At 33.1% G+C, this 14,297-nt stretch carries 12 protein-coding genes; 8 read left to right on the top strand and 4 right to left on the bottom strand.

What is annotated here, in order from left to right:
• Window positions 1-48: 48 nt before the first annotated feature.
• The 3 genes from H526_RS0110805 to H526_RS0110795 form a co-directional block, all read right to left on the bottom strand.
• Complete coding sequence (locus H526_RS0110805; protein ID WP_027393018.1) at window positions 49-663, bottom strand: bifunctional nuclease family protein; 615 nt, start codon at window positions 661-663, stop codon at window positions 49-51.
• 87 nt (window positions 664-750) lie between these two features.
• Window positions 751-1,719, bottom strand: a complete 969-nt coding sequence (locus tag H526_RS0110800) for an electron transfer flavoprotein subunit alpha/FixB family protein (RefSeq protein ID WP_027393017.1) — start codon at window positions 1,717-1,719, stop codon at window positions 751-753.
• A 65-nt stretch (window positions 1,720-1,784) separates the two neighbouring features.
• On the bottom strand, window positions 1,785-2,531 hold the full coding sequence (locus tag H526_RS0110795) for an electron transfer flavoprotein subunit beta/FixA family protein (RefSeq protein ID WP_027393016.1): 747 nt from the start codon (window positions 2,529-2,531) through the stop codon (window positions 1,785-1,787).
• 164 nt (window positions 2,532-2,695) lie between these two features.
• On the opposite strand from H526_RS0110795, the gene H526_RS0110790 reads away from it, so the two are divergent.
• The 5 genes from H526_RS0110790 (at window position 2,696) to H526_RS0110770 (ending at window position 10,900) form a co-directional block, all read left to right on the top strand.
• A complete protein-coding gene (locus H526_RS0110790; RefSeq protein WP_027393015.1) occupies window positions 2,696-3,673 on the top strand; it encodes a pyruvate dehydrogenase complex E1 component subunit beta in 978 nt (325 codons plus the stop codon).
• Window positions 3,674-4,062: 389 nt separating this feature from the next.
• On the top strand, window positions 4,063-6,561 hold the full coding sequence (locus H526_RS0110785; RefSeq protein ID WP_027393014.1) for a DUF5686 and carboxypeptidase-like regulatory domain-containing protein: 2,499 nt from the start codon (window positions 4,063-4,065) through the stop codon (window positions 6,559-6,561).
• A gap of 210 nt (window positions 6,562-6,771) precedes the next feature.
• On the top strand, window positions 6,772-7,302 hold the full coding sequence (locus tag H526_RS0110780; RefSeq protein WP_027393013.1) for an inorganic diphosphatase: 531 nt from the start codon (window positions 6,772-6,774) through the stop codon (window positions 7,300-7,302).
• A gap of 111 nt (window positions 7,303-7,413) precedes the next feature.
• The gene (locus H526_RS0110775; RefSeq protein ID WP_027393012.1) at window positions 7,414-9,822 is read left to right on the top strand and encodes a sodium-translocating pyrophosphatase; all 2,409 of its coding nucleotides are present in this window, start codon (window positions 7,414-7,416) and stop codon (window positions 9,820-9,822) included.
• Window positions 9,823-9,901: 79 nt separating this feature from the next.
• On the top strand, window positions 9,902-10,900 hold the full coding sequence (locus H526_RS0110770; RefSeq protein ID WP_035085238.1) for an App1 family protein phosphatidate phosphatase: 999 nt from the start codon (window positions 9,902-9,904) through the stop codon (window positions 10,898-10,900).
• On the opposite strand, the gene H526_RS0110765 is transcribed toward H526_RS0110770, so the two are convergent.
• Window positions 10,897-11,664, bottom strand: coding sequence for an XRE family transcriptional regulator (locus H526_RS0110765; protein WP_027393010.1), 768 nt, complete (start codon window positions 11,662-11,664; stop codon window positions 10,897-10,899). The genes H526_RS0110770 and H526_RS0110765 overlap by 4 nt on opposite strands.
• Window positions 11,665-11,831: 167 nt before the next feature.
• Between H526_RS0110765 and H526_RS0110760 the strand changes: the two genes are divergently transcribed.
• From H526_RS0110760 to H526_RS0110750, 3 genes are read left to right on the top strand one after another with little or no spacing between them, the layout of a single operon-like run.
• Window positions 11,832-12,212 carry an endonuclease domain-containing protein gene (locus tag H526_RS0110760; RefSeq protein ID WP_027393009.1) on the top strand — a complete coding sequence of 127 codons (381 nt, stop codon included), beginning with the start codon at window positions 11,832-11,834 and terminating at the stop codon, window positions 12,210-12,212.
• On the top strand, window positions 12,202-13,464 hold the full coding sequence (locus H526_RS0110755; protein ID WP_027393008.1) for a putative DNA modification/repair radical SAM protein: 1,263 nt from the start codon (window positions 12,202-12,204) through the stop codon (window positions 13,462-13,464). Before H526_RS0110760 ends, H526_RS0110755 begins: the two co-directional genes overlap by 11 nt.
• Window positions 13,465-13,474: 10 nt before the next feature.
• A complete protein-coding gene (locus tag H526_RS0110750; RefSeq protein WP_027393007.1) occupies window positions 13,475-14,248 on the top strand; it encodes a TIGR03915 family putative DNA repair protein in 774 nt (257 codons plus the stop codon).
• The last annotated feature ends 49 nt before the right edge of the window (window positions 14,249-14,297 follow it).

Genomic DNA, 14,297 nt, shown 5'->3' with positions numbered 1-14,297 from the left:
GAAAGTAATAATATATTATTTCGGAATATGTGATAAACGTCTTCAAAACTAACCTCGTTTTGAAATTTCATCTCTTATTCTGGCTGCCAATTCATAATCCTCATTGCCAACAGCTTGATCCAACATGCGATTTAATTCTTCGAGAGATAAATCTTGATAACTAGTTTCTTTACCTACCATTTCTACATCATCTGAAACTAATTCATCTACAAGTAGACTTTCAGCAGCATCATCATCTTTCTTAGGATTTACCTTAAGATAAATTCCCGCTTGATCCAAGATGTTTTTATACGTAAAAATAGGCGCTTGAAAACGCAATGCAAGTGCTATGGCATCACTCGTTCTAGCATCTATTATCTCTTCGATCTTATCACGCTCGCAAATAATACTTGAATAAAAAACACCATCCACTAACTTATGAATGATTACCTGTTTAACCACTACATCAAATCGATCAGCGAAGTTTTTAAATAGATCATGAGTTAATGGACGAGGAGGTTTAATCTCCTTTTCTAAAGCAATTGCTATGGATTGTGCCTCGAATGCACCAATAACAATTGGTAATTTTCTTTCTCCATCTACCTCGCTTAAAATTAATGCATAGGCCCCATTTTGGGTTTGACTGTAAGATATTCCTTTTATGTTCAGACGAACTAAACTCATAGTAATTTTCAATAAAAAAAAGGCTGTTTGAACAAATGGACTTTACCTGAGTTCAAACAGCCCTTGATTGGGCACAATTTATGAAAATTATGCGTTATTCGCCTTAAATTCCTTTAATTTTTCAATTAACTGAGGTACTACCTCAAAGGCATCACCAACAATACCATAATCTGCAGCCTTAAAGAAAGGTGCTTCAGGATCATTGTTTATTACTACTTTTACCTTACTAGAATTAATTCCTGCAAGATGTTGAATTGCTCCAGAAATCCCAACAGCAATATATAAGTTGGTAGCTACAGGCTTTCCTGTCTGTCCTACATGTTCACCGTGAGGTCTCCACCCCATATCACTTACGGGCTTAGAACAAGCAGTAGCGGCTCCAAGAACATCAGCTAACTCCTCTATCATTCCCCAATTCTCTGGTCCCTTAAGACCTCTACCTCCAGAAACCACAACTTCTGCATCTGCAATAGATACTTTATCCGTTGCCTTATCTACTGATGTTACATTAACACCAAAATCTGCATCCGATAATGATGGATCAAAACCTTCTGCTGCCGCAGCACCTTGAATTTCTTTTAATCCGAATGCGTTATTAGATAATCCTACTATTTTTACATCTGTAGAAATCTCCGTAATATTAAACGCTTTATTCGTAAAAGCTGTTCTTTTTACAGTAAAAGGAGCTACATTTTCAGGTAATGCAACAACGTTAGAAGCATATCCTGCATCAAGATTAACAGCTAACATAGAAGCTAAAAACTTACTATCCGCACTAGAACTAACTACTACAACTTTTGCTCCTTCTTTTTCCGCCGCTTGCTTCAATGAATCTGCATATGCTTTTGCACTAAACGTAGCTAGCTTATCGTTTTTAATTTCTAAAACTTTATCTACTCCATATGTTCCAAGATCACTACTATTCTCCACGTTAACGCTAACTGCGGTAACAGTAGTACCTAGCATATTTGCTATTTCTTTTGCATAGGATGCAACCTCAAAAGCAGCTTTCTTAAATTTGCCTCCTTCACTTTCTGTGTATACTAAAACTGACATATATACTGTTTTTTTTATATTGAATCTAATACCATTATTATGATAGTAGACATTCTTTAAAATTATTATATTGCTTTAGCTTCGTTATGTAATAACTCAACTAATTGACCTACATTATCAGGAGAAACCAAAGTTACATCTCCTTTTGGAGCTGGTTTCTCGAACTTAACAGCTTTTGTTTCTTGTGTAGCCTCTATAGCTTCTATAACGGTAAGCGGTTTTTTACGAGCCATCATAATTCCTCTCATATTAGGAATTCGAAGATCACTTTCTTCTACCAACCCTTTTTGACCACCAACTACAAGTGGTAATGTAGTTGTCGAAGTTTCTTTTCCTCCATCAATCTCACGAACTGCAGTGGCAGTATCTCCTTCTATCTCTAATCCAATACAAGTATTTACAAAATTAGCTCCTGTTAGGGCAGCTAACATACCTGGCACCATACCTCCATTATAATCAATAGATTCTCTTCCTGCAATTACAAGATCATATCCCCCATCTTGCACAACTTTAGCCAGTTGCTTTGCCACATAAAAACCATCTGTAGCTTCTGTATTAACTCTAATTGCATTATCTGCTCCAATAGCTAAAGCTTTTCTTAAAGTAGGTTCAGTTTCAGCTCCTCCAACATTTACAACATCAACAGATGCACCTTGTTTTTCTTTAAACCACATAGCGCGTGTTAATCCAAACTCATCATTAGGATTAATTACAAACTGTACTCCATTTGTGTCAAACTTTGTATCTCCTTCAGTAAAATTAATTTTAGAAGTAGTGTCCGGCACATGGCTAATACAAACTAATATCTTCATTTTATATAGGTATTTTTTGAGAATTTAATAATAAAAGCGAAGGTACAAATAAAATGTCGAATTTACTATGCATGCATAGTAAATTTTTCAATTTTCAATGATTAGTAAAAGGTATTAATTGCTACTTTTGCCTTTCGTGTAGCACAAAAATAATTATTTTAGAAATGAAAACGATACAATTCAGAGAAGCAATTTGCGAAGCAATGAGCGAAGAAATGCGCCGAGATGAATCTATTTATCTTATGGGTGAAGAAGTAGCTGAGTACAATGGAGCTTATAAAGCTAGTAAAGGTATGCTTGATGAGTTTGGCCCAGATAGAGTTATTGACACTCCAATATCTGAGCTAGGTTTTTCTGGTATAGGGGTTGGTAGCGCAATGAATGGTAATCGTCCGATCATAGAATTTATGACTTTCAACTTTTCATTAGTTGGAATTGACCAAATCATTAATAACGCTGCAAAAATGCGTCAAATGAGTGGTGGACAATTTAATATTCCTATCGTATTTAGAGGACCTACTGCATCTGCTGGACAATTAGGTGCTACACACTCTCAGGCTTTTGAAAACTGGTTTGCAAATACTCCAGGACTAAAAGTAGTAATCCCTTCTAACCCTAAAGACGCTAAAGGTTTATTAAAATCTGCTATCCGTGATAATGACCCAGTTATTTTCATGGAAAGTGAGCAAATGTATGGAGATAAAGGTGAAGTACCCGAAGGAGAATACACAATACCACTTGGTGTTGCAGAAACTATTAGAGAAGGTGCTGATGTAACAATCGTGTCTTTTGGTAAAATTATTAAGGAAGCCGTAAAAGCTGCAGATGAACTTGCGAAAGAAAACATCACCTGCGAAATTATAGACCTTAGAACTGTACGCCCTCTAGACTTGGATGCTATTTTTACTTCAGTAAAAAAGACAAATCGACTTGTTATTCTAGAAGAAGCTTGGCCATTAGCAAATATCGCATCTGAAATAACGTATCAGGTTCAATCTAATATTTTTGATTATTTAGATGCTCCTGTCATAAAAATAAATACAGCTGATACCCCAACACCTTATTCACCGGTTTTATTTGAAGAATGGTTACCAAACAGTAAAGATGTTGTTAAAGCTGTCAAAAAAGTAATGTATAAATAAAAGGAACCCTTTTTCTTTGCGTCTGATAGATTTTTAAATTTTGATTTGCTGCATCATAAAAGTTGGCTCGAAATTTGATGAAATATCACAAGTTTACAAACGTCAATTTTTAGGGCACTTTGAAATTTTGAGTTTATATATTTAAAAATGTTTTGTGTTAAGCTCTATAATCAAAAGCTTAACACAAAACATTTTTGAATTTGTAAAATATAAGAGGTAGGGTTTTTATATATTGATGTGTTTTAGATAGAGCAACATTAAATTGATACTATAGAATTAGGTTACAACATACTAATTGACTAATAAAAAAAGGGCTTAATTGCTCCTTTTTGATTTTTTAAAATCAAATTAATTTAATGATGCTAATCATAATTATTTAAAAATATTAGATGAAATATTGGGTTTTAGGGTTATTATTTTTTGCTTTTAGCAACTCCTTCGTTTTCGCACAAACTAAAGTAAGTGGTTATGTTTATGATAGTAATAAACAATCCGTTCCATTTGCAAACATTGTTTTCGTAAATTCAACTATTGGAACTATTACGGATGAAAATGGTAAATTCTATATGGAATCTGATCAAAATCACAGTAGTATTAAGGTATCTTTTATTGGTTTTGAAACAAAAACAATAAAACTTTCTAAACGCACCACTTATAACATGGAAGTTGTTTTAGAAGAAGAGGCGGCCTCATTAGACGAAGTTGTCATTTATAAAGGAAAGACTTCTAAAAAAAATAACCCAGCTATAGATATTCTTCGTAAAATTTGGGATAATAGAAGAGAAAATGGTGTTAAAAAGTTTAAGCAGTATAATTATGATAAGTACGAAAAACTTGAATTCGATCTAAACACCATTGATAGCGCTCTAGTTAATAGTAGAATTTTTAATGGTATGGAATTTATTTTCGAAGATATTGATACTTCGAGAATTACCGGTAAAACCTACCTCCCTATCTTTCTTAACGAAGCAATTTCTAAGGTATATGGTGATAATGAGTTAAACGAACTTAAAGAGGTTTTAAAAGGTAATAAAAATGCAGGTTTTAGCGATAATCAAACTCTTATAGCATTCGTAAAAGATTTATATTCTGATTACGATATCTATGACAATTATCTAAAGTTTTTTGACAAAAGTTTTACCAGTCCTCTTTCTAGAACTGGGATCAATGTATATAATTACGTCTTATCAGACAGTGCTTACATAGGAAACAAATGGTGTTATAACATTATCTACTATCCTAGAAGAAAAAATGAACTTACTTTTAAAGGAGATTTTTGGGTAAATGACACTACTTGGGCAATCAAAGAAATCAACCTAGAAGTTACCAAAAGTGCTAATATTAACTGGGTAAAAGACTTATACATCGAACAGGAATTTGATGTTCTTAATGATTCCATTTTCCTTATTACCAAAGATTATTTTCAATCAGATTTTGCTTTTAATAAAAAGGAGAAATCTAGGGGAATGTATGGTAAAAGAACTACCCTTTATGATAATTACAAATTTGACCAAAAGAAAGATAAAAAATTCTACCAAAGCCAAGTAGACCCTTATAATCAAGATATTTATAATAGAGACGATTCTTTTTGGACTAACGCCAGAATGGAAGATCTGAACAAAGACGAACAAAAAGTATACAAATTACTAGACACCCTTAGAACAGTAAAAGCTTTTAAAAGACTTTATAACGTAGGTACCATATTAGCTACAGGTTATGTAGAATTTAATGGATGGGATTTTGGTCCTTTATTCTCTACAGTGGGATATAATACGATTGAAGGGTTTAGATTAAGAGCTGGAGGTCGCACGTATTTTACTGCAAATGATAGATGGAGGATAGAAGGATATGGAGCTTACGGTTTTAGAGATAATAAGTTTAAATACGGAATTTCTGGAAAATATCTAGTAGACAGAAAGTCAAGATTAATAGTTTCAGCTGGAAATCGAAGAGATGTAGAACAATTAGGAGCCAGTCTAACTAACACAAACGATGTCGAGGGACGAAGTTTAGCCTCTTCATCGATAGTTGCCACAGGTGATAACAGTAGATTAACATCAATTAACCTATCGGCTTTTTCGATGCAAATAGAACCACGAAAGAATTTCACTATAGGAGTCACTGGATCATATAGAACATTAAAACCAGCAGATGATGATTTATTTAGTCTTGACTTTTTCGATCCTGAAACTGGTGAAATAAAATCTGAAATTAAGCAAGCAGAAATAGCTACTACGCTGGCCTATTATCCAGGACGTAAAACAACCGGATACGGTGTAGATAAAATAACAGTAAACGATGGCGACTATGCACAATTATTCCTTAATTATTCTTTAGGACTAGATCATATCTTAGAAAGTGATTTTGAGTATCAAAAACTTCAATTCTTCTATAGGCAACCATGGAATATTGGTGGTTTTGGTGTTCTTAGTAGCTCTTTAGAAGTAGGTAAAACGTTTGGAGAAGTACCTTTAGGACTGCTAAGTGTTGTACCTGGTAATCAGACATACTTATCAATTCAAAATACATTTCCGTTATTAAATTTTTACGAATTTGTTACAGATACTTATGCCGCTGTACATATTGAACATAATTTTAATGGTAGAATTTTTTCTAGAATACCGTTACTTAGAAAATTAAATTTACGAGAACTTGTTGGCATTCGAGGAGTTTGGGGTGAGTTATCTGATGAAAATATCGCACTAGATGCCTCTGGTTTCTTACAAACTGTAGGAGCTCCGGATGAAGAAATCTACTGGGAATATAGTGTTGGAGTTGGAAATATCTTTAAAGTATTCAGAATTGATTTTCACTTTAGAGGAAATTACTTCGATAACCCTGATGCCCGTGATTTTGGAGTAACAGGATCTTTCGGGTTCTATTTCTAAAAGAGATAAATTCTATATGATTTAATCTCTTTTATCAAGCTTTATATTTTTGCTTATTTATTTTATAAACTGTACTATTATTTTTACGAAAAGGTTTAAGGTTACCGTAACATTAAATATTAGCACAAAAATCTGTTATTTTTGGTTATAAATTTTAACCAAACCCTTGTAATACTTATATTTGCCGCCCATAAAAATGAGAATAATAATATGAGCGCAGCAAATCGCGATAGTTTCGATGTACTAATCGAAATTCCAAAAGGAAGCCGAAATAAATACGAATACGATTTTGATATAAAAAAGATCCGCTATGATCGCATGATCTTTTCTTCTATGATGTATCCAGCAGATTATGGATTTATCCCAGAAACTTTGGCATTAGATGGTGACCCACTTGATGTTCTAGTATTGGTAACAGAACCTACATTTCCTGGATGTGTAATAGAAGTTAAACCAATAGGTGTTTTTCATATGACGGATGAAAAAGGTCCAGATGAAAAAATCATTTGTGTACCTGTAGCAGATCCTATCGCTAGTCGTTTAGCCGATCTAAAAGAAATGAATCCACACCTTATAAAAGAAATAGAACATTTCTTCCAAGTATACAAAGATTTAGAAGAGAAAAAAGTAGATGTTGGTGGCTGGGGAAATATAGATGAAGCCAGAGAAATTATCAAAGCCTGTGTAAAACGTTTTGAGGATATGCCAAATAAACCAAAAGGTTTATTCAGTATTCACTAAAGTCCATACAAAAAATAAATAAAAGCGCAATATTTTGTAAAGAATATTGCGCTTTTTCTTTTTAGCTTTATTTTACTACATTTAGTGACTAATTAACTAAAAATACATTTAATGGAATCAAATATGATTTATATGCCAATTGTTTTGGCATTACTAGGGCTTATTTATATGCTGGTTAAAAAATCTTGGGTAATGAAACAAGATGCCGGTGATGGAAAAATGAAAGAAATTTCAGATCATATATACGAAGGAGCCTTAGCTTTCCTAAATGCAGAGTATAAATTACTTGCAATATTTGTAGTAATAGTAAGTGTATTACTTACTATTGTATCTTTTGTAGTACCAACTACTCATTGGTTAATTGTTATTGCTTTTATATTTGGAGCGGTTTTCTCTGCATTTGCAGGTAATATAGGGATGAAAATTGCTACCAAAACCAATGTAAGAACTACACAAGCAGCTCGTAATAGCTTACCAAATGCGCTAAAAATTTCCTTTGGTGGAGGTACAGTAATGGGTCTTGGTGTTGCAGGTTTAGCAGTTTTAGGATTAACTGCTTTTTTCATTGTCTTTTTTCATTATTTTATGGGAGGACAATGGACCAACACATCTGATATGACTGTTGTTCTGGAAACTTTAGCAGGATTCTCCTTAGGAGCTGAATCTATTGCTTTGTTTGCTCGTGTTGGTGGAGGAATTTACACAAAAGCTGCTGATGTAGGAGCAGATTTAGTTGGAAAAGTAGAAGCAGGGATCCCGGAAGATGATCCTCGTAATCCCGCTACAATTGCGGACAATGTTGGAGATAATGTTGGAGATGTTGCAGGTATGGGTGCAGATTTATTTGGTTCCTATGTAGCCACAGTATTAGCGGCAATGGTATTAGGTAATTATATCATTAAAGATATGGGAGGAAATATTGTCAGTGAAGGGTTTGATGGTATTGGACCTGTTTTATTACCTGTTGCAATAGCAGGAGCTGGAATTATTATTTCTATTATCGGAACGATGCTTGTAAAAATAAAAAGTAACGATGCTAAAGAAGCCCAAGTTATGGGAGCTCTTAATATCGGAAACTGGACATCAATCGCATTAGTAGCTGCATCTTGTTTTGGTCTATGTACATATATGCTTCCTGAAACCATGAAAATGGAATTTTTCGGAGAAGGTTTAATAGATATTTCTGCAATGCGGGTATTTTACGCTACATTGGTTGGTCTTTTTGTAGGAGGAGTAATTTCTGCCGTTACTGAATATTATACAGGTTTAGGCAAAAAGCCTATATTAGAAATTGTACAAAAATCAAGTACTGGAGCAGGAACTAACATTATCGCTGGTCTAGCTACTGGTATGATTTCGACTTTTTCTTCTGTCTTATTATTTGCAGGAGCTATTTGGGCATCTTATGCTTTTGCTGGATTTTATGGTGTAGCTATGGCTGCATCTGCTATGATGGCTACAACGGCAATGCAATTAGCAATTGACGCTTTTGGACCTATTGCTGATAATGCAGGAGGAATTGCAGAAATGAGTGAACAAGAACCAATCGTAAGAGAGCGAACTGATATTTTAGACTCAGTAGGAAACACGACAGCCGCAACTGGAAAAGGATTTGCTATTGCATCTGCAGCGTTGACTTCCTTAGCTCTATTCGCTGCATATGTAACATTTACAGAAATTGACGGAATCAACATCTTTAAAGCACCTGTATTAGCCATGTTATTTGTTGGTGGAATGGTACCTGTAGTATTCTCTGCTTTAGCGATGAATGCTGTAGGAAAAGCAGCAATGGAAATGGTATATGAAGTGCGTCGACAATTTAAAGAGATTGCCGGAATTATGGAAGGAACTGGAAAACCTGAATATGACAAATGTGTCGCAATTTCTACTAAAGCCTCTTTAAGAGAAATGATGTTACCTGGATTGCTGACTATAGGGTTTCCATTAGCAATAGCTTTTATTCCCATGGTTTTTGGAATGAATAATCAGGCTATAGCAGAAATGTTAGGTGGATATATGGCCGGAGTTACAGTTTCTGGTGTTTTATGGGCTATATTCCAAAATAACGCCGGTGGAGCTTGGGACAATGCTAAAAAATCATTTGAAGCAGGTGTAGAAATAAATGGAGAAATGACTTACAAAGGTTCCGATGCTCACAAAGCAGCCGTAACGGGAGATACAGTTGGAGACCCTTTTAAAGATACTTCTGGACCATCCATGAACATCTTAATTAAATTAACATGTCTAATCGGTCTTGTAATTGCACCTATTCTTGGCGGACACACTTCTGAAACTGCCGTTGCAACCAATGAAATAGAAGTTATAGAAACAACATCTTCTTCTGATAAAATAGGGAAACTAATTCAAGTTGAAATGAATATGGATGGTGATATGGCAAATGCTAGAGTTACCATAACTAAAACTGTCAATGGAAAAACTTCTACCGAAGTAAAAAAACTTAAAGGGACTGAGAAAGATGTAAAAATAAAAATTGAAGAAATTAAAGCTTCAATAAAATAATATTTAAAGCTATTTAATAAAAAACCTCGCTATTTAGCGGGGTTTTTTATCTTTATATTGCAGCATAATTACAATTATAATGTTCAAAAAAAAACCATTACGAATTAATTCTTACTTAGGATATGGAACTACAAACAGATTAAGGGCAACTGGAAGAGCACTAGAAAATGAGAATGTCAATTTCGATGGAAATACAGGAACTTTCAAAACATTACGAAACATTTATCGACAGTTCGAAAGTGATGAAATTAGAAAAGCGCATATCGATCTAAAATTATCTAATGGACAAAAATACACTACAACCACGGATGCCGAAGGATACTATAATTTTGACGAAATTATATCAAACTCTAATGAATTACTAAATAAAGAAGGATATATTAATTATATAGTTTCCTATCAAACTACAGGTAACAAGAATGTAATTCAATCAAATATCTTTAAGGGAAAAATGTTAGTTCCTTCTAAAAAAGCTTCTTATGGTATAATCAGTGATATTGATGATACAATTCTGCATACTGGTGTAGCATCTATCTTAAAGTGGCGAGTAATTGCAAACACTTTTTTTAAAAATTTTGATAGGAGACTGCCGCTTGAAGGAACTGTCCAATTTTATCAGAAACTTAAACTAGGTAAAGCCAAAAAATCAACTAATCCAATTTTTTATGTTAGTAATAGCCCTTGGAACTTATATGATTATTTAACCGCTTTTTTAAAAAAACATTACTTCCCAGAAGGACCTATTTTATTAAGAGATTTTAGAACACCCTTTGACAAAACACCAAAACCAACGGCTCCACATAAACAGTCAGAAATTTTAAATATCCTAAAAATATATCCTAATTTAAAGTTCATACTTATTGGAGACAGTGGCGAAAAAGATGCACATATTTATACAGAAATAGCAGGACAATTTCCCGACCGAATATTAGCAATTTATCTGAGAAGTGTTAATCACAAGAGAAAAGAAAAAAGAATCATGGATATTATTAATTCTTTTACCATAACTCCTATCCTACTTGTTCACTCATCACAAGAAGCGGAAGAACACGCAAGAAAACATGGGTTTATAGATTAGTTTTTCAAACTTCTAACTTCCGATGTCAAAACCATCATTGCATCCTGTAATTGTTTAATACTTGCAGTATCAGAATTTGCATCAATATTAAAACTCAGTTTACTGTTCACTTCCCAAACCTCTACTATTTGATGTGTTTGGATTGTAAATGGTAAGTAATCAGTGTTTAGAGAAATTAACGTCAATACCGAAGAATCTTCATTCTTTCTAACTTTCTTTACCACTACACTATCCTGTAAAACTACAACATACAAAGCATTACTACTCAATTCTGAAAGACTATTTATAGCTTTTCCAATAACCCATTCTTTAGGCTCCAAAACAGGCAACATACTATCTCCTTCTACCTGAAACCCTCTATACGTAGCATTCCTATATTCTGGCAATGGTATATCAAACGCAGGTAATTGTTGATACCAATCCACATCCTGAACGTTATGCGGATAACCAGCTGCCGCCTTTACATTTACAAGAACAATATTTTCATTATTCTCCGAATCCACGGTAACAACCTTAGGTGTAACATCACCATTATGTAACTGAATTCTCTTTTGATCACTCTCGCCAAACAACCATAAAGGATTCACTCCAAACTCCTGAAGTAATTTAGAAACTACTTTTCCTGAAATCTTTGTTTTTCCTCTTTCTATATCCGCAGTAGAATTTTTAATATTCAAAATTTTAGCAAAATCAGATTGTGTAAAATGATTTTCCTCACGGATTGATTTAAAGCGTTGAATGGTTTGGTTAGTTAAATTATCCATACAACTATTATTTATTTATTAGCATACATTTCGGTTACTCCGGTTAGGGATAATTATGTAACAAATATACTGTTTTTTGGAATAATTCCAATTTTAACACTATTTCATTTTTATTTTATTGGAATAATTCCATAAATTTGGAAAAATTACTAGTCAACTATAATCTTATGAGATCACAAATTGTATTACATCAACCGGAATCAGAAAAAATCATTAAGTATTCATTAAATAATTCTATCCCAGCAACAGAAGAACTTTATGAGGGTTTAACCAAAAAAGGATTTTATTTCATTAGGAATCATAAGGTTGGCAATTATATTTTTGACTTTTATTGTCCTGTATTAAAAATTGCTATAGAAATAGATGGATATGCCCACGAATTTTCTGAAGTATATAGTCAGGATGCTCCTAAAAAATTACACATTCATTCTTTGGGTATAACCGTATTGCGTTTTACAGATTATCAAATCCTTGTTGACATTGAAGAAATATTTAGAGCATTAAAGCACGAAATCAAGACATCCAATCAAAATTCGTATGTCGTTTGATAGAATCACTGAAAAACTATCGATTCTTGCCGATGCAGCTAAATACGATGTATCTTGTGCAAGTAGTGGAGGAAAAAGAGCAAATACGCAAAAAGGATTAGGCAATAATACTGGAATGGGTATATGCCATAGTTATACAGAAGACGGACGCTGTGTATCCTTATTAAAAATTTTACTTACCAATCACTGTATATTTGATTGCGCATACTGTGTTACAAGAAAAAGCAATGACATAAAAAGAGCCGCATTTAAAATCCAAGAAGTAGTCGACCTGACCATAAATTTTTACAGAAGAAACTATATAGAAGGTTTATTTTTAAGTTCTGGAATCTTCAAAAATTCTGATTATACAATGGAACGCTTAGTAGCCGTGGCAAAGAAACTAAGACTAGAAGAGAATTTTAATGGTTACATTCATTTAAAATCAATTCCTGGTGCAAGTGATGAACTTATGAGAGAAGCTGGACTTTACGCTGACCGATTAAGCGTTAACATAGAAATTCCTACAATATCAGGACTAAAACTTTTGGCCCCAGACAAAAAACATGAAGATTTTATAAAACCTATGAGAAAGGTGAAAAATGAAATCATTCGGTATAAATCTGAACGAAAATCGATAAAAAACACTCCTAAATATGCTCCTGCAGGTCAAAGTACTCAGATGATTATTGGAGCGACAGGAGAGAGCGATAGAGATATTATGTATTCTGCAAACTATTATTATCAAAAATTTAATATGCGTAGAGTCTATTACTCAGGTTATATACCAATAACCACGGACAATCGACTACCTTCTATACAGACTGAGGTGCCAATTTTAAGAGAAAACAGATTATACCAAACTGATTGGTTACTTCGCTTTTATGGATTTTCAATCCAGGAATTATTAAACGATCAACATAAAAACCTAGAATTAGATATAGATCCAAAATTGAGCTGGGCTTTACGAAACATGGAAGTTTTTCCGATTGATATTAATACAGCTGATAAAAATATAATTGCTAGAGTACCTGGAATCGGAATGCAATCCGTATACAAAATACTACAAGCTAGAAGCTTTAGAAAATTAGATTGGTCACATCTTAAGGCAATTGGTATCTCTCTAAACAGGTCCAAATATTTTATAACCTGTAATTCTACAAATTTTTTTCATAAAGATATAGCTCCATTAGACTTAAAAAAACTTATTGTGAATTCTTCCAAAAGTAAGCACAATAAATATTTTACAAATCAACTCAGCTTATTTCCTTAAACGTAATACTATGAATCCACAAACTATTTTACAATACGATGGAAGTTTTGATGGATTCCTATCATGTGTTTTTATGATCTATGAACAAAAAATTGATTCGCCAATTATACAAAAACAACAAGAAATAAATAATCAACTATTTACGATTTCCGAAACAATTCATACGGATAAAACTAAAGCAAAAAGAGTCTGGAAAGGGATCAAGGATAAAACCGACATATCACAACAGAAAATTCTTTTCAGGGCATTCTTAAGTGAAATTAAAGGTGTCGAAAACACCATATTTTCTTATATAAAGAATACTTTTAAGGCCACAAATTCTAAATTTATTGATTATAGCAGCAAAGATATTCTTAAAATAAGCCAAGTAGCAAAAATGGTTAGTAGAGAGAAACACCGTATGGAAGCTTTTGTAAGATTTAAAAAAACTAAAGATGAAATCTACACTGCCACTGTAGAACCTGATTTTAATGTACTACCTTTATTAATACACCACTTTACGGATCGCTATGCGGATCAAAAATGGTTAATCTATGATATTAAAAGAGCTTATGGAATATTTTATAACCTTCAGAAAGTAGAGATAATTACTTTAGACTATTTTTCCAAACACACTACTACAATTAACAAAGAATATTATACTAATGATGAGTTGGAATTTCAACAATTATGGAAAACGTATTTTGACAACGTTAATATAAAATCCAGGAAAAATTCAAAACTACATATACAACATCTTCCAAAAAGGTATTGGAAATACTTGATCGAAAAAAACAATATATAAAATAAAATGTTAAATTTGGCGTTCAATAACCCAATTAACTATATCTATC

Source organism: Aquimarina latercula DSM 2041, from assembly GCF_000430645.1.
Classification (GTDB): Bacteria; Bacteroidota; Bacteroidia; order Flavobacteriales; family Flavobacteriaceae; genus Aquimarina; species Aquimarina latercula.
Note: the sequence above shows the minus strand (reverse complement) of the source record. Positions and strands in the feature narration are given on the sequence as shown.